Source organism: Vibrio sp. 1180_3 (genome assembly GCF_029478545.1).
GTDB lineage: Bacteria > Pseudomonadota > Gammaproteobacteria > Enterobacterales > Vibrionaceae > Vibrio > Vibrio aestuarianus.
In genome coordinates, this window is the sequence record NZ_SJFM01000006.1 from 42,567 (window position 1) to 59,490 (window position 16,924).

Annotated in this window: 17 protein-coding genes; 5 read left to right on the forward strand and 12 right to left on the reverse strand. The window is 42.0% G+C overall.

The window, feature by feature from the left end:
* Positions 1–8: 8 nt before the first annotated feature.
* The 3 genes from EYW48_RS05515 to EYW48_RS05525 form a co-directional block, all read right to left on the reverse strand.
* A complete protein-coding gene (locus EYW48_RS05515; protein ID WP_171980652.1) occupies positions 9–1,319 on the reverse strand; it encodes a peptidoglycan DD-metalloendopeptidase family protein in 1,311 nt (436 codons plus the stop codon).
* Positions 1,320–1,507: 188 nt separating this feature from the next.
* Entirely contained in the window at positions 1,508–1,807 is a 300-nt protein-coding gene (locus EYW48_RS05520; protein WP_053311665.1) for an isoamylase early set domain-containing protein, read from the reverse strand.
* 104 nt (positions 1,808–1,911) lie between these two features.
* The gene (locus tag EYW48_RS05525; protein ID WP_171980653.1) at positions 1,912–2,574 is read right to left on the reverse strand and encodes a hypothetical protein; all 663 of its coding nucleotides are present in this window, start codon (positions 2,572–2,574) and stop codon (positions 1,912–1,914) included.
* A gap of 169 nt (positions 2,575–2,743) precedes the next feature.
* Between EYW48_RS05525 and EYW48_RS05530 the strand changes: the two genes are divergently transcribed.
* The 4 genes from EYW48_RS05530 to EYW48_RS05545 all read left to right on the forward strand — a co-directional run bounded on the left by EYW48_RS05530 (position 2,744) and on the right by EYW48_RS05545 (position 6,773).
* Positions 2,744–3,430: a YoaK family protein gene (locus EYW48_RS05530; protein ID WP_171980654.1), complete on the forward strand. Its 687-nt coding sequence runs from the start codon at positions 2,744–2,746 to the stop codon at positions 3,428–3,430.
* A 210-nt stretch (positions 3,431–3,640) separates the two neighbouring features.
* On the forward strand, positions 3,641–5,017 hold the full coding sequence (locus tag EYW48_RS05535; RefSeq protein ID WP_053311663.1) for a YjiH family protein: 1,377 nt from the start codon (positions 3,641–3,643) through the stop codon (positions 5,015–5,017).
* Between the two features lie 188 nt (positions 5,018–5,205).
* Positions 5,206–5,673, forward strand: coding sequence for a molybdopterin-dependent oxidoreductase (locus EYW48_RS05540; protein WP_253910142.1), 468 nt, complete (start codon positions 5,206–5,208; stop codon positions 5,671–5,673).
* Positions 5,673–6,773 (forward strand): GGDEF domain-containing protein, encoded by a 1,101-nt coding sequence (locus EYW48_RS05545; RefSeq protein WP_261918549.1) that lies wholly within the window; start codon positions 5,673–5,675, stop codon positions 6,771–6,773. Before EYW48_RS05540 ends, EYW48_RS05545 begins: the two co-directional genes overlap by 1 nt.
* Before the next feature lie 50 nt (positions 6,774–6,823).
* Here EYW48_RS05545 and pstB read toward each other — a convergent pair whose 3' ends face one another.
* The 5 genes from pstB to EYW48_RS05570 form a co-directional block, all read right to left on the reverse strand.
* Complete coding sequence (pstB, locus tag EYW48_RS05550; RefSeq protein WP_053311661.1) at positions 6,824–7,573, reverse strand: phosphate ABC transporter ATP-binding protein PstB; 750 nt, start codon at positions 7,571–7,573, stop codon at positions 6,824–6,826.
* 42 nt (positions 7,574–7,615) lie between these two features.
* A complete protein-coding gene (gene pstA / locus EYW48_RS05555) occupies positions 7,616–8,479 on the reverse strand; it encodes a phosphate ABC transporter permease PstA (RefSeq protein ID WP_053311734.1) in 864 nt (287 codons plus the stop codon).
* Between the two features lie 5 nt (positions 8,480–8,484).
* Complete coding sequence (gene pstC / locus EYW48_RS05560) at positions 8,485–9,417, reverse strand: phosphate ABC transporter permease subunit PstC (protein ID WP_053311660.1); 933 nt, start codon at positions 9,415–9,417, stop codon at positions 8,485–8,487.
* Between the two features lie 90 nt (positions 9,418–9,507).
* Positions 9,508–10,329 (reverse strand): phosphate ABC transporter substrate-binding protein, encoded by an 822-nt coding sequence (locus EYW48_RS05565; protein WP_053311659.1) that lies wholly within the window; start codon positions 10,327–10,329, stop codon positions 9,508–9,510.
* A gap of 342 nt (positions 10,330–10,671) precedes the next feature.
* Positions 10,672–12,018 carry a DEAD/DEAH box helicase gene (locus EYW48_RS05570; RefSeq protein ID WP_080996408.1) on the reverse strand — a complete coding sequence of 449 codons (1,347 nt, stop codon included), beginning with the start codon at positions 12,016–12,018 and terminating at the stop codon, positions 10,672–10,674.
* Between the two features lie 340 nt (positions 12,019–12,358).
* Here EYW48_RS05570 and EYW48_RS05575 point away from each other — a divergent pair, with 340 nt between their 5' ends.
* Positions 12,359–12,625, forward strand: a complete 267-nt coding sequence (locus tag EYW48_RS05575) for an Lpp/OprI family alanine-zipper lipoprotein (protein WP_053311657.1) — start codon at positions 12,359–12,361, stop codon at positions 12,623–12,625.
* 172 nt (positions 12,626–12,797) lie between these two features.
* Here the strand turns inward: EYW48_RS05575 and EYW48_RS05580 are convergent, their stop codons facing one another.
* The 4 genes from EYW48_RS05580 to EYW48_RS05595 are packed head-to-tail and all read right to left on the reverse strand — an operon-like array spanning position 12,798 to position 16,911.
* Complete coding sequence (locus tag EYW48_RS05580; protein ID WP_053311656.1) at positions 12,798–13,718, reverse strand: L,D-transpeptidase family protein; 921 nt, start codon at positions 13,716–13,718, stop codon at positions 12,798–12,800.
* Between the two features lie 5 nt (positions 13,719–13,723).
* On the reverse strand, positions 13,724–15,136 hold the full coding sequence (gene phrB, locus EYW48_RS05585) for a deoxyribodipyrimidine photo-lyase (protein ID WP_172533299.1): 1,413 nt from the start codon (positions 15,134–15,136) through the stop codon (positions 13,724–13,726).
* A gap of 17 nt (positions 15,137–15,153) precedes the next feature.
* Positions 15,154–15,954, reverse strand: a complete 801-nt coding sequence (locus tag EYW48_RS05590; protein ID WP_171980046.1) for a MerR family transcriptional regulator — start codon at positions 15,952–15,954, stop codon at positions 15,154–15,156.
* A 3-nt stretch (positions 15,955–15,957) separates the two neighbouring features.
* Positions 15,958–16,911: a DUF523 and DUF1722 domain-containing protein gene (locus tag EYW48_RS05595; protein ID WP_053311653.1), complete on the reverse strand. Its 954-nt coding sequence runs from the start codon at positions 16,909–16,911 to the stop codon at positions 15,958–15,960.
* Between the last annotated feature and the right edge of the window lie 13 nt (positions 16,912–16,924).

Below are 16,924 nucleotides of genomic sequence, written 5' to 3' on the forward strand. Positions count from 1 at the left end.
ACAGTGGATTAAGAGCCGACGTTTACTGATGTATCGTTCGCTGCGTATCTGCGTTCTTGCTTTAATAACATCTCATCCAATTCATTGCGTCTCGCGATGAAACCCGCCATTTCTTTCTTAGGAACCGAATTAGCCATCGGGATATTCGCTGTCATCGCATTGACAGCACGATCACGCACCATCAACTCATAGTGAAGGTGAGGACCTGTAACGCGTCCTGACTTTCCAGACAAACCAATTTTCTGACCACGTGTTATTTTTTGCCCTTTGCGAACTAAAATTTTGCTCAGATGAAGGTAACGCGTTTTGTAAGTAGTACCGTGCTGGATAACCACATAATTTCCGGCATAGGGGTGTTTACGAGTCATGATCACCGTACCATCACCCGTAGAAAATACCGGAGTACCAACGGGAACACCAAAATCGGTACCGTTATGCGGTGAAACACGCTTGGTTACAGGATGTAAGCGATGTGCATCAAAATTAGAGGTTATTCGGTGGTTTTTCGTTGGGTAACGCTGAAACGCGCGCTGTAGACTGTCCCCATTTTCATCGTAATACTGACCATCGCGGTGCAAGTAAGCCGTGACATTCTTACCACGAGTGAAAATCTTGACCGCTTGAATTTCATTATTACCCGTTAGCTTATCATCAACAAACTGACGAGATTGAACAACTTCAAATTTGTCACCAGCTCGCAGATCCCGCGTAAAATTCAGCTTATCTTTTAACAGAGAAACCATCTGTTCAATCTCAGCACTACCTAACCCTAGCGAATTGACCGACTGAGAAAAACTACCTTGAATTTCACCGACCATGGCAAATTCTTTCCAAACACCAGGAAGGGTAACATTCTTAAACTCGTAGCTACCGTCATCGAGACGTGAATACACCGCACGTTCAACCAAACTAAATTCCAACTCCATTTTGGAAAGAGCAACTCCATTTTGCGCTTTCCAAAACCTTAGAATATTCCCAGGTTTGAGGGTATCTAGTGCTAAGTAGTTTAAATCGGTTTCCATGATTTTCATCAAATCTTGATATTTGAAACCGAGTTGATTGAATATGGTACTTAAATTATCACCGGAGCGAATCTCATATTCGTAATCTGGTAGGTTTTTTACGTCTACCGCATCCGACAAAATCGATCTGACAATTTGGGTTTCTGGGATTGACAGCTCAATACTACGTTGCTGTGAAGTATCCGAAATAGAAGAAGAAATCGCGATGGCAGCAGCTATAATGGGCAAACCTACCACTGAGGTTTTCTTGCGCATTGAAAGCTCAGAAAATCGCATAAGAAGAGAACGAGGAAGCACTATCTACCCTGTTGATTAAGTCAAAAGTGCTCCAAGATTAAGACTTTCTGCTGTAAAAGTCACCTATCACATTGCATTCAGTGATTAAAAAAGGCACCGAGGTGCCTTCGATTAAGTATACATTGACGCGTAAGCAACTACTTACTTATTTGTTATTACTTAAATGCCATCGCAACAAAAATGATAACTTATTGATATGTCGATACTAGGCTGTTGTCCTCTCCAAAACCATTAGCAATATATTGATCAGCCTGAGGATCATTCACCCATTTTTGGTCATCTAACAGATAACGAAATTGAAACTCGGCATCTTTAGGCAAACGTGTTTTGAATTTAAAACAGTTACTTTTCGCCACTTTCTTCATCGGCTCTGGTTGCCAATCAAGAAAATCCGCCACAATAGCGACTGTCGACGACACATCAGCCGCATCCACTTCGAAAGTCACTTCGACTTCCTGTTTTGTTTTAAAAAAACGTTTATTGATCATCTCAAACTCCATCTCAGTATAAAAAACATCCTACAAAGAGGAATCATAAGAAAATAGACTCACATCTACAATACCGAATTGCAATCTGATTAATTTTTTATTCACTACGGGTAACTTTTTGTTGATTCACCACGTAGCGATGGCGCGATTAATCGATACTCGCTATCGACTAAAAATCGACGCTTCTGACTGATAGTAGGCGCTTGTGCCATAGATTGTTCCCTCGTTCGCTCTAAAAGATCAACATCAAGCTGTTTTTCCTTATACTGAACGTTTTCGACAACAATCCGATCACCTAACCACTGACTATCCACAGAAATCATACGACTACGCTTAGCATCATACCTAAAGGTGGCAAGATAATAGAAAACTCCCGAACCTTGGTTTGAAACCATCAGAATCCCAGCAAAAACTGGGGCTTGGTGAGCAGGCTGCGAAATTAGGCTTAATGTTGATGTATCTATGAGTACTTCGCCTCTTTCAGCCTCAGCACTATATTGAGCAGAAGCAATCCCTCGCTCAACATCCAAGTGGTCAACGAAAGCAAAAACATCACTTTGTGGAACTTGAATGGTTAGTGGTTGTGACACTTGGATACTGAAAAGCTGTTCAACAATAGGATCAACATTAACCGTTGGTTGGTAATGTTGACCTAGTATCTCTTGATCGGATAGCGAAAATCGGTAGATACCCGCGACAATGACCATTACCAACAACAAAATGGGAATTAGTAGTATGAGCGGAATAGGTAGAGTACGTTTTTTCATCTCAGTTTCATGGGGAAATAATAATGAGATGTACTTTATCCTAACGGGAAACGCGAATCTGCAATAAGTTTCTTCTCTACTGAACAAGATCAACATCAAATTTAGATTTTTACTGCTGAATTTAACGCCCTCACGTTATACTACGCCACTTCAACTTGAGGGCGTTACCTTGATTTCAAAACTTCCACGCTGGGTAGAATATGGAGCTTTTTTACTCGCAGCACTTGCAGGGACAGTCAACGCCATTGGTTTACTCGGTTTTCAGCATCAATCTATCTCACATTTATCCGGAACCATCACACTACTTGGTACTGGGCTTGAAACTTTTAATGACCAATCTCTTCATTTATTAATGATCGTTGTCAGCTTTATGATGGGCGCCACACTCAGTGGTGTTTTTATTGAAAGTACCGCATTAAAATTAGGCCGACGCTATGGTGTCGCCTTATGCATTGAGGGCTCATTGCTCTTTGCCGCACTTTATGCATTGAACCATGGTTCATTAGCGGGCCATTATTTTGCTTCCGCAGCATGTGGCTTACAGAATGCGATGATCACCACCTTCAGCGGTGCGATTGTACGCACTACACATATGACAGGGATTATTACTGACCTGGGTATCATGATTGGTGCGCGTTTTCGCGGCCAACCTTTCGATTACAGAAAAGCAAAATTGTTCTTGTTTATTGTTTTTGGCTTCTTACTCGGAGGGCTACTCGGCGCTCGTTTCTATACTGTCTATAGCTTAAATGCACTATTGATCCCCGCCTACTTTGCCTTTGCTCTAGCACTGGTTTATTGGTTTTATCTATTTATAAAAAGCGTGATTAAACCCAAAACCAATAGCAACAATTAATCAAACAATGTAACATTAACAAAACAAACAACCAATTCCTAGCTATGCAACAACATTAAAATAATGAATATTTAGCCCAATACAATGAATAGTATTGCAAAGAAAAACAAAGCTAGATACTCTTGCCGACAATGCTTAAATAGGGATGTTTAGTGAATTAATATGCCAGGGAGTTGGCATAAATTGACTAGCGGTAACACGAGAAACATAATGCAAGATAATGCTCAAACTTTAGAATCGCCAACGCAAAATAAGCAAGGCAACTTTTGGATGTTCTTCATCCCTTCTTTGATTGGTCTATTTCTATTTATGGCACCTATCAGCTACGAGGGTGACCTAACTATTCCTGTCGCAGTCCTAGCGAAGTCTATTCAAGCTATTTTAGGTGACTATTTAGTGCCATTGGTTACTATCATCATCGCCTTTATGTCTGTAGCATCGATTGTATGCAAACTTTTCAAACCGACATTTATAACCAAAAGTGCCTTCCTAGATAGCCTATTTAACCCATCCTTACTGTGGCTGGCGGTACGCGTGTTCGGCGGTATTGCGGTGGTTATGACTTATTTCCAAATTGGTCCTGAAGCAATCTGGGAAGAAAACACTGGTGGTCTGGTACTCGAAGGCCTATTGCCGACACTATTTTCAGTCTTCATTTTTGCCGGTTTACTATTACCTTTGCTACTTAATTTCGGCTTATTAGAACTGTTTGGTAGCTTGCTGAGTAAAGTAATGCGTCCAATATTCAACTTACCAGGACGCAGTGCGATCGACTGTATGGCCTCTTGGTTAGGTGATGGTAGTGTCGGTATTTTGCTAACCAGTAAACAATACGAAAATAAATTCTATACCCAACGTGAAGCTGCCATTGTTGGTACCACCTTCTCAGCGGTGTCTATCACTTTTAGTCTGGTTGTAATTGCTCAGGTAAAACTGGAACACCTATTCTTACCTTTTTATGGCACGATCTGTTTAGCTGGTTTCGTTGCAGCCATCATCATTCCTCGCCTGCCGCCACTTAGTTTGAAAAAAGACACTTATATTGACGGTAGCAAACCAGAAAAAGACGCCGATGCAGTTCCCTGTGGGCACACATCATTTTCATGGGGTATGGAACTAGCCTTAGCGAAAGCAAGCCAAGTAAAATCAGCCAAGTCTGTATTTGGCGAAGGCATTCGTAACGCAATGGACATGGTTTTTGGTGTACTTCCAGTTGTTATGGGCTTAGGAACTATCGCGCTAGTCATTGCTGAGTACACCTCTGTATTCTCGATTTTAGGACAACCATTTATCCCATTCTTAGAATTATTAGGCGTACCAGAAGCGGTTCAAGCATCACAAACGATTGTCGTAGGTTTTGCCGATATGTTTATCCCTGCGATTTTGGCTTCTTCTATTGATAATGAAATGACACGCTTTGTTATCGCTGCAATGTCTGTTACCCAGTTGATCTACATGTCTGAAGTAGGTGCATTAATGCTTGGTAGCCGCATTCCTGTCAACGTATTGGAATTGTTCATTATCTTCATTCTACGCACGCTTATTACCTTACCGGTCATTGCTGGTGTCGCGCATCTGATTTTTTAATCTAGATTGAGTTGCAGTACATCCATCGAAAAATCCTCACTTATGTGGGGATTTTTTTGATCTAAACTAAAGTTTGAACTCATTGAATTAACAAAAATATAAATAAAAAGTGATGTCATTGATTAAAATCTCACCTTATACTTTTAGAGGATATAGCAATAATAAAGATAATATAAATTAGGTCATTGATGATGAAATGGATAGCCACCCTACCACTTTTGTGTTTTAGCTTTTTGGCTCACGCTTCGCACTTAACAATCACACTGCCGAATAAACAGGTGGTGACATACTCACTCTCAGAACTTGCAGAAGCTTTACCTAAAGATACCTTTACGACCCAGTTACCTTGGTACCCACAAGCCAATACTTTTACCGGTTTTAAAATTGTTGATTTACTGAACTACCTGAAAGTCGGACATGTATCTTCAGTTTCATTTTTCGCGATCAACGACTATGCAGCCAATATATCAATTGAAGACTTAAGCCGCTATGAGCCCATTATTGCTTACTATATGAATGGTTACGAAATGAAAATCAGAAATAAGGGACCGTTTTGGTTAGTCTATAATTTGGATAAATATCCACAAATCAACAATGAGGTCTATTACACACATATGGTTTGGCAACTCGAAAAAATAACGATTATCGGCAAATGATGAACTCTGAAAATGATAAAATTTTACATCCCTTCTTATCTCGGGCAAAAACACTGCTAATCGTGTTGTCCGCGGCCTTAATCATTGCCAATTTGTACATACTTTCAACCACTCGGACTTTAGCCAGCTCTTATACTGAACAGAAAAATTACACAACATGGTATCTTTTCCAACTGACTAAAGAATATTCAGAGCTGATCGCTTCAGCGCCTTACGCTTTAGAGTCAAAAGAAAAAATGGATCATATTTGGTTGCAGTATGAGCTGACTTGGAGCCGCTTTGACTTAATCTTAAACAGCAATGAAGGCGACAGTTTCATTAATTTAGATGATGGAAAACACTTTTTTAAAAGCAATTTTGATGATTTTAAAATTCTAGAAAATTACCTATTAGCCGCTAAAGACCAACCAACATTAGCCCAATTTGAAATACGTGCTAGAGCCATTTATGACCGAATTATTGGCTATGTAAACGAAAGTTTTCGGTTACAAAGCCCCCTTTATCAGGAACAAAAAGCACAGGCCCGCTTGCTAACCCAAATTCAGTTTTTACTGATGTTTTTGACATTCGGTTGTATTGGCTTAGTCAGCTATATTTTTCATAAAGAGGCTTTAGCGCATAGAAAACAAGCTTTAACCGACCCTTTAACTGGGCTTGCTAATCGCTTAGCTATGTTTGAAGCGCTGAATCATATTTCATCACAACAGCCCTTTTCTCTCTTTCTGCTTGATTTAAACGGCTTCAAAGAAATCAATGATCAAAATGGCCATAAAGTAGGTGACAGCGTGTTGCAGCAAGTCGCTTTTCGCTTGGAATATTCGATCCCCACTTTCGAGTATTCCGTATTCCGCATGGGAGGCGATGAGTTTGCTATCGTTATCAACAGCGTAGACGAGACTGAATTGAGCATTATGCAGCGTCATATCAAAGAATGCTTCCACGAAGATTTTTTCCTTGAAAATGGTACTGTGGGTAGGCTTTCTACCAGCATTGGTATTGCTTCTTTCCCTAAAGATTCAAGCAATATTAACCAGTTAATACATATTGCAGACAAAAATATGTATGCAATGAAGTTTCTACAAAAAAGCCCCTCAATATGAGGGGCAAAGTTACCATCGCTTTATAGTTATAATGAGTTCTTTATAGACGATTAACCAAAGTCACCATTAACGTAACCCATGGTTCTATCATCTTGTGGATTATTGAAAATCACTTGTGTGTCATTGTGTTCAACTAATTCTCCCATGAGGAAAAAAGCGGTGCGGTCTGAAATACGACGCGCTTGCTGCATGGAGTGAGTGACAATAACGATCGTGTAATTTTTCTTTAATTCTTCCATTAATTCTTCAATTTTATGCGTCGCAATCGGATCCAGCGCTGAAGTAGGTTCATCCATTAAAATAACATCTGGCTCCATCGCAATCGTACGAGCTATACACAAACGCTGCTGTTGACCACCAGAGAGGCCAAAAGCGTGAGACTTTAATCGATCTTTCACTTCATCCCATAATGCAGCGCCACGCAACGAACGCTCAACAACATCATCAATATGCTTTTTATCTTTGATTCCTTGAGCACGAAGGCCATAAGCAACATTTTCATAGATACTCATCGGGAATGGGTTTGGCTTTTGGAAGACCATACCAACTTTGATACGCAGATCAGACACATCAATATTGCCGTAGATATCTTGACCATCCATTGCCAACTTACCGGTGATTTTGACGCCTTCAATTAAGTCGTTCATGCGGTTCAAACAGCGCAATAGCGTGGATTTACCACAACCTGAAGGACCAATCAAAGCGGTGACTTGACGTGTAGGGATTGGCAAATTAATCGCTTTCAGTGCTTGGTTTTCACCGTAAAAAAGATCTAAATTTTCAATATTAAATTTGTTCATTATGCTGTCTCTAAATTCGGTTAATCGTGTTAAGCACGTTGCTTAATAAGAAGCAGTGTTAAATCGCTTGGCGATCAGCTTCGTTACCGTGTTGATCAATAACACGACCACTATCAATACTGTTGCTGTCCCGTAGGCTTGGTTCCATTCTTCTATGGTGAATAGCTCAGTCGTCAGCTTATAAAGGTGAACCGTTAAAGTGCGTCCTGAATCTAGCAATGAATCAGGAACACGAGCCACCATACCAGCGGTTAGAAATACAGGGGCAGACTCACCAATCACACGACCAATACTCAGGATGACGGAAGTTAGAATACCTGGCATTGCACTTGGCAAAATAAGACGCCAGATGGTGTAAATCTTAGATGCTCCAAGCCCATATGAGCCTTCACGAAAGGTTTGCGGTACCGCCATTAGAGCTTCTTCGGTGGTACGGATGATCACTGGCAAGATCAAAATACTCAGCGTTAGCGCACCCGACAAAATTGAGAACCCTAAACCCAAGATAACCACAAAGAATGTCATCCCGAACAAACCAAAGATAATAGATGGAATCCCCGCAAGGGACTCGGTACAAAAACGGATAACTTTAACAAGACGGCTGCCAACTTTAGCGTATTCCGTCAGATAAATTGCCGTCATGATACCCAGTGGCGCGGCAACGGAAATCGATGCAATAACCATGTATATGGTTGAGACGATCATCGGGAAAATACCGTGTTCTTCACCAGTACGCGTGTAATCATCCGATATAAAGTTCCAGTCTACATGCTGTAACCCGTTTGAAAGAATGTACCAAATGATCCAAAATAAAAAACCGACGGTTAGTGCAGCCGCCATCCAGATACAAAATTGCAGTAGGTTGTCTTTTAACTGGCGAGCGCGTTTTAGTTTTACTGTATCCATCGTCATTATCTCGCTTTCTCACGGTTTAAGTAGAGTAGTGCTGCATTAAGCATCATGATGAAAACCAGTAACACTACCCCCGTCGCGTATAACGCATTGGCATGCACACCACTGGCGTATGACATTTCAATCGCAATATTTGCTGTTAGCGTACGAGCCGAATCTAAAATACCTTCCGGCATCGCTGGTGCGTTACCCATCACCATAATAATCGCCATCGTTTCACCTAAAGCACGACCAATTCCTAAAATGACACCTGTCATAATGCCTGAACGAGCAGCCGGAACGAGTAACTTAAAGATAGTAAAAATACTTGAGGCGCCTAAGGCTAATGACCCCTCTTTATACGCTCTTGGTACCGCTCGAATAGAGGTTTCAGAGACCGTAATCACCGTAGGTAAAATCATCACACCGAGTACGATAATACCAGCCAAAATAGTATTACCGGCAGGAACTTGAAATACGTTTTGGATCAGTGGAACGATAATGACAAGGCCAAAGAAGCCGTAAACCACTGATGGAATACCAGCTAATAATTCAACCGCAGGACGAATAATATCAGCAAGACGCTTGGGAGCGACCTCCGCGATAAAAATAGCGGTCAGGACACCAACCGGCACACCAACAATAACTGCGCCGAACGTTGATACCACTGAAGCAACAATCATCGTTGCCACACCATAGAGGGCTGGCGGTAGCCAATCTTGTCCGAGGACAATGCCTGTAACACCCACTTCTTGGAAAGCTGGAATACTTTCGCGAAAAATAAAATAAGCAATAATGGCAAGGGAAACAATACCGATAATGGCACTGGTTAAAAATAAGCCGTGGAAGATTCGTTCCTTCCAGTCAACACGCTTTTTCGCACGTAATGTGCGTTTTGATGCTTGCGCAGAGACTCTGTTCATAAGCTTTTCACTATTAGTTGCGATGGTCATATTATCAATCTCACGACTCGACTAATCGAAGTGGATAGAAAAGGCCCAGCCCTAATCAGCGGGCTGAGCAAACTTAGAAATATAGTTTAATTAGTTGATTGAAATGTAATGGTGGCCTTCAACCAACTGCTGAGCTTCTGCTGTAAGCATCCAATCTAAGAATTTTTGTGTTTCTGCAGAAGGTTGGCCTTTTTTGTACAGCACAAGGAAGGGACGAGCGACTTTATAAGAGCCGTTCTTCACGTTTTCTACAGAGGCCGGTGTTCCATCAACCGCTAGCGCATGAACGGAACCATCTACAGTGCCTAAAGAGATGTAGCCAATAGCGTAAGGGTTAGATGCCACCATGGTTTTCAAACCACCGTTACCATTAGCAACTTGTGCGCGTTGAGAAATGGCCGAAACGGTTTTACCTGAGATTTTTTTCTTCAGTGACATAATGTCTTCGAAAGCACCACGAGTACCCGATGCCGTATCACGAGTAATTGCGACAATAGGCTTGTCTTCACCACCAACTTGTTTCCAGTTGCTGATTTCACCTTTGTAAATCTCAGAAACTTGCTCTGCGGTCAGGCCTTTCACTTTGTTGCTTGGGTGAACAACAACGGCGATACCGTCACGAGCGACAACTTCTTCAACTAGTGACGCTTCTTTTTCTGACTCTTTTAGGCTGCGTGAAGACATACCGATGTCAGCACTGCCATTTTTTGCCGCTTTGATACCTGCAGAAGAACCAGGGCCTTGAACTTCAATAAATACGTCCGAGTTTTTCTTCATGTATGTTTCAGAGAAAACTTCCATCAGTGGAGTAACGCTACTAGAACCAACTGCAGAAATTGTTTCTTTTGCGAAAACTGGGTTAACTGCTAATGCACCTAGAAGAGCGATTGCACCGATTACTGTCTTTTTCATCACAAATTTCCTTAAGAGGCTTTATTGCCGTTGTGTCTTGAACGAAGCTCACTTTAGGACTTAAATATGACAGTTGTGTTTCACTTAGTTGAAAACTAGATGACAGAGTGAAATATTTCCTTGAAGACGAGGATAGCATTGGGCGTTCCGACTGATTACAACCAGTCAACGAAAAAAATAATTTTTATAAAACAAAAAGATAAAACAAAACCAACGATAGAGAACTCATAAAAAACAAGTACAACACCGCGATAAACACTCAATGATGTAGATAGCTAACATATTCATAAAATACAAAAAAACCGCCACAACGGCGGTTTTTTAAACATTGCTGACGGCAAATTACTCATCGTCGACTTTAGGTGCCACTTTCTTTTTCGGTACAAATACCGCATCACCGACCGCCACATTTTGATAAAATGTTTTATCACGTTTAACCGGCTTCTTATCCGTTTGCTTCGCTTTTGGTTTCGCAGTTTTACTCTTCGCAGAATGATTTTTCTTGAAAGCAGGTTTACGCGGTTTTAAACCTGTAAATTTACCTTTAAGTCCTTCAAACACTGAAAATTCAATATCTTGTTGTAAGAATGCTTCTACACGTTTGAAGCTATCCCAATCTTTAGGACCCACTAATGAAATAGCATCACCTTTATTGCCCGCACGCCCCGTTCGACCAACACGGTGCACGTATTCCTCTGTGTGTTTGGGCATATCAAAGTTGATAACATGAGTCACGTTAGCAATATCTAACCCGCGCGAAGCCACATCTGTTGTCACCAAAATTTTGAACACAGCACGTTCAAACTGGCTCATGATGGTATTACGTTGCGTTTGATTCAAGTTACCGCTTAAAGCGATCGCTTTCAGTTTCTGTTCGTTCAGTTTTTCAGTTAGACGATCGGTGTCAGCACGCGTCGCGGTGAAGATAATCACCTGACGGTACTCCGCTTCTTCTAACGCTCGCTCTAGCAACGCTTCTTTATGATCTAAGTGATCACACAGATAAAACTTTTGGGTGATATCTTTATGCTCTTCATTGGCAACACCAATTGAAATACGCTTCGGCTCTTTGAGAAGTTCAGTACCGAAATCATTAACTTGGCCATGATCTAGTGTTGCAGAGAACATTAATGTCTGGCGACGACGGTGGTTGGCCGCATTGTGAATGCGTCGTAACTCAGGTGAAAAACCGAGATCAAGCATGCGGTCAGCTTCATCTAAGATCAGCGTATCCAAACCATCCAAACGCAAAGAACGATGCTCTAGGTGGTCAGCTAAGCGTCCTGGAGTCGCAACGATAAAGCGTGGATAACGGCGCAAAGCTTTAACTTGATCATTGAAGTTTTCACCACCAACAATTAACGCAGCTTCATAGCTTAAACCACTCAACATGGTACGCAGTTCACCGTAAACTTGTTTGGCTAACTCACGAGTAGGTGCAAGAATAAGCGCTCTAGGGTCTTTGGCAGACAATGCTTTTGTCTTCAGAGATTTATGCAGCATAGGTAAAACGAAGGCTAACGTTTTGCCTGAACCAGTCTTAGAGGATGCCAACAAGTCTTTACCCATAATAGCGACTGGTATCGCTTTTTGTTGGATCTCTGTCGCCTGCTTAAAGTCATAATGTTTAAGTGTCTTCAACAAACGATTATCTAAGCCTAAATCTTTAAACTGCAAAGGATTCTCCAAAAATTGTATGATTGCCGCAATATTGTGGGCAAGAGGTCAAAATGAAAACACAATATGATAGCGCGAAAGGTGCTTAAATAGATAGAGATCACATAAAAATAATCAGCAACCGTTGCAAGGGGGCTCCAATAATTTAAATGCCAATCAAATAGATAAAACGCTCTTAATTATGAGACATTGCTTTCATTAACCAGCACCAAATTGAAATTCTTGGATTATTTTGACGTTCACCTACTGTGTGAACGTTAAAATTGCGTCTACAATTGAATACGTCACTATATGATGTTTTAGAAAAGTATAGGGCGTTATAGGTAATTATCTTACAAACAAGGAGTTCATAATGAACAAAATGTTAATTGCAGCGGCAGCGTCTTCTGTACTTCTACTTGCTGGTTGTGCATCTGGCCCTGAAGAAGAAATGGCTAAAATGGACGAACTTACTAACAAAGTTAGTGAGCTAAGTGACCAAATCTCAGCACTACAGAGCGAACAATCTATGCTCGCTTCTAAAGTAAACCAAGCTGCTGATGCTTCCGCAGCGGCGCAAGAAGAAGCGGCTCGTGCTAATGAGCGTATCGATAACATTGCTCAGTCATACACTAAATAATCACGTTGACTAAGTGATTACATTGTTATCAAAAGGCCTGTCTCAAAGCAGGCCTTATTACTACCCCAAACAACTTGAAGTTGCAGGTAGACAGCCAGTGAGTACATCCCCATGAGCATAGATAAACTATGTGGTTGGAGTGAGCGAACGTAGCCAACACCGCTGCTATATTTTAATAGATCACCTCAGAGAAATCTGGCGCTACAATCTCAACCGGCACGCCATTTTGTGCCAATATTACTGCTCTTGCCTTGGCATCTGACTGACCAAACTCCTCTAACCACCAACTGAGTTCTTGTGGGATAACTAACGCCTTTTTACTACCATTGCTACGGGTTAATGGTTCATGAGCTTCAAGAAAAACACTGCGATCGGGCTCTAACGCCACCTTTATTGGTTCGTCAATCACTCGAACTTTTTCACCACGTTGTACTTGATTAAAAAGCCATTCAATATCCTTTGGATCCATACGGATGCACCCTGAACTCACCCGCAAACCGATACCAAAATCTTTATTGGTGCCGTGAATAAGGTAGTCACCAGCACCATATGCCAAGCGTAGTGCATACTCACCTAGGGGATTATCGGGACCAGCTGGTACCACAGCAGGAAGCTCTATACCTTTTTCTTGATATTCTTTGCGTATCGATTGAGGTGGCGTCCATGTTGGGTTTGGGCGTTTTTGACTAATAGAGGTTTCCATCTCTGGTGTATCACGGCCAATTCGACCAATACCGACAGGAAAAATGTGTACCTTGCGAATGTCAGGCTCAAAATAATACAAACGCAGTTCAGCTAAGTTGATCACTATCCCTTCATAAGGGACATGTGGCAAAATAATTTGTGACGGAATGGTTAACACAAAATCTTGCTGTGGCAAGAAAGGATCAACCCCTTTATTCGCAGCCATTAAAGACAAAAAACCAATATCGTATTGTTTGGCAATTTCAGCTAACGTTTCACCTTTCTCAACCACATGGTATTGAGTGCGCCCAACTAAACTGCTGCCATCGGCAGGAAAGTCATAAGACGCAGCAAATAGCGCAGAGTTTAACCCCCAACAGCAACAAAACATAAGTAGCTTACGTAACATGGTGATCAGTTATCCTTAGCTTCTTTATAAAGTCTCAAGGTTATCTCTCTTTCTACTTTGTGATCAACCATTGGCGCTGGATATGACAATGAGTTGACAGCAGGTGACTTCCACGGAGTATGAATAAGCTGATTGCTCAACGACGCAAGTTCTGGCACCCAGTGACGAATAAACGTTCCTTGTGGATCAAATCGCTCACCTTGACTGGTTGGATTAAAAATCCGAAAGTAAGGTTGGCCATCGCATCCCGTTGAAGCACACCACTGCCAGCCACCATTGTTTGCTGCATAATCGCCATCAACAAGCATTTGCATAAAGTAGCGCTCACCCAGTCGCCAATCAATGTGTAAATCCTTGGTTAAAAAGCTTGCAACAACCATTCTTAATCGGTTGTGCATCCAGCCAGTTTGGTTTAGTTGGCGCATCGCTGCGTCAACGATTGGAAATCCAGTTTGCCCCAACTTCCAACGTTCAAATGCTGCGGGATTATCCCACCATTCAAGCTGGGATCCCCACACTACGAAATCTTTGCTTTTACACAAATCCGGTCTGAACACAATGAGATGTTGATAAAATTCACGCCATACCAGTTCACTAAGCCAGGTTTGAGCACCTTCAGATAATACGCCGCTGTACGACTCAGCGTATAATCTCGCCATACATTGACGTGCAGAAAGAGCACCAATCGCGAGGTAGGGAGAAAGAGAACTCGTCGACTCCCTAGCAGGGAAATCACGCTCTTGCTGATAATTCTCGACTCTATCACGACAAAATTGTCTTAATTGCCCACGTATGGAATCAAAATCCACAGCCCAGTGCTCACTGCTAATACGCGTAAAAGAAAATACGCACTGATCTCCCCACAACTCCTTGGCATATTGCTTTGGGTTGGCATGACGCGCAGCCGGCTTAGCTGAAACAATTTGGGGAATTGTCACCTGTGATAACCAAGCACGCTTAAAAGGAGTAAATACTTTGAAGTGCTCGCCTTGTTTATTAATAACACTACGCGGAGCCAGAATGCACTTATCATCAAATTCACTCCAATTAATATCGCTTTGCCCGCATAACGTTCTCGCGCTTAAATCACGTGCCAATTCGTTGATTTCGTAATCCCGATTGACCACAACCTCATCAACGTTTAGCTGCTGTGCGAGATCAACCACAGTTTGCGACGCCTGCGTATAGTTGCCCACTTCACGATAAAGCAACGGAATGTTCAGTACTTCCAGTTCGCGTTGAAGTTCAAATAAACGGCGGTAGATAAAATCTGCCTGCATAGGGGCCATATGATGTTTTTGCCACTGCGTTGGTGTCGCGACAAATACTGCAATCACAGGCTCACCTGAATTGATGGCATAGTTCAACGCCGTATTATCAACGGCACGCAAATCACGCCGCAACCATATTAGTTTCATGCTACATCCTTGAACTTTTACGTAAGAGAAGTGTGTAAACGACAGATCACTTCAGACAGAGATAGCTTATTAGCTAACTGCTGCTGTAATTTTTCTAACGCGTTGATTTGGTGATCAGGCAAAGAGCGATTTGCAAAAACTGCAATGTGTTGGTAAGAGGATAAAGCCTCATGACCAACCAGAGCGGTGATGTCTTCAACACCGTCTAACACCGTCACGTTATAGCCCGCTTCAGACTTACTCACAAACCACAACCACGCCAAAATACTGGACATAGGATCAAGACTGACACACAAGCACTTACCCTTAGTCGCTGCTTTATTTTCTGACTCAATAATTGAACTTAATTTGCTGATCATTAGTGATTGAAACAACCCTTTATGTAAGGTGCGTAATGGGCCTTTTACTCGTTCAAGCGCATCGATCATTGGGAATACAAACTGCTGCTCAACAATATCCAGCGGGTACTCTTTTAATACCGTCGCAATAGTCGATTCGGCTTTACCTTTATTGAGTTCTACTAATGCCTGCAGAAGGGTTTCTTGCTCTTGTAGCTCAACTTGTTCACTCGGCAGATCTTGGTGAAGATTTTCACTTCCTTCAAGCAGTGCACTGACTTTGCCAATAGAAACGCCTTTCGCAAGCCAACCTTGAATAACTCGGATAGTCGCGATGTTCTCCTCAGAATAAAGACGATGCCCTTTTTCGGTTCGTTTCGGCTGAATGAGGTGATAGCGCCGCTGCCACGCTCGTAACGTAACGGGCTTAACCCCTGTAATATCGGCAACTTCTCTAATTGCGTAAAGTTTTGCTGTCATCGTTTACAGTCCATAACGTAGTCTTAATTGTTGCGGATAAGGTTCAAAGTAATGCTGCTGCTCTAGATATCCATCTGGGTACATTTTCAGGTAATGCTTGAGTAAAGTCAGTGGCGCTAACAACGGCAACAGACCCGTGCGGTAATCATCAATTACTTGTGCCAATTCCGCCTTTTGTTCTTTAGTTAAAGAACGTTTGAAATAACCTTGAAGGTGCATAAGAACATTGGTGTTATTTTTGCGGCTGGCTCTGTTTTTGAGCGCTTCCATCAAACCCAAGCGGTATTCATTAATAAAGTCTTGAGGTTGGTACTGTTTAATATTGGCCACTAAACGACCTAACTCTTTGTATGACTCAGGGTGATGCGCCATTAAAGTGAGCTTGTAGCGAGAATGAAATGCGACAACCTTGCCGGGTGTAGCCTGTTCACCCATCGATTGATAAAAGTCATGCAAACAATAAACACGAGTGATGAAATTCTCTCTCAACACGGGGTCATGTAAGCGTCCATCTTCTTCAACGGGTAACCACGGCATCTTGCGCATTAAAGTCTCGGTATATAGCCCAACCCCTTCTTTGTCAGCCCGTTGATGTTTGTACACTTTTACTCGTTCCATACCGCAAGTCGGCGATTTTGCACAGACGATATAACCACATAAATTCATCGGTTCAAGCTCATCAACTTTTCGCTCTGAAAATTCATACATACTTTGGGTATAGTCTTTGCTCGCGTCTTTGGTTTCAACCAGGGCAACCCGTTCTTCATTAGAGACAAGACGAATCGTTGGTCGCGGGACACTCAAGCCAATCCCCACTTCTGGACATACTGGTACAAAAGAGAAATAACTCGACAGCTCTTGCGTGACAAATACGCTTGCTTTGTGACCGGAATCAAAACGTACATTCTCGCCAAGTACACAAGCACTGATACCGATACGAATTTCTGAATTACTCATAGCCACCCTCATA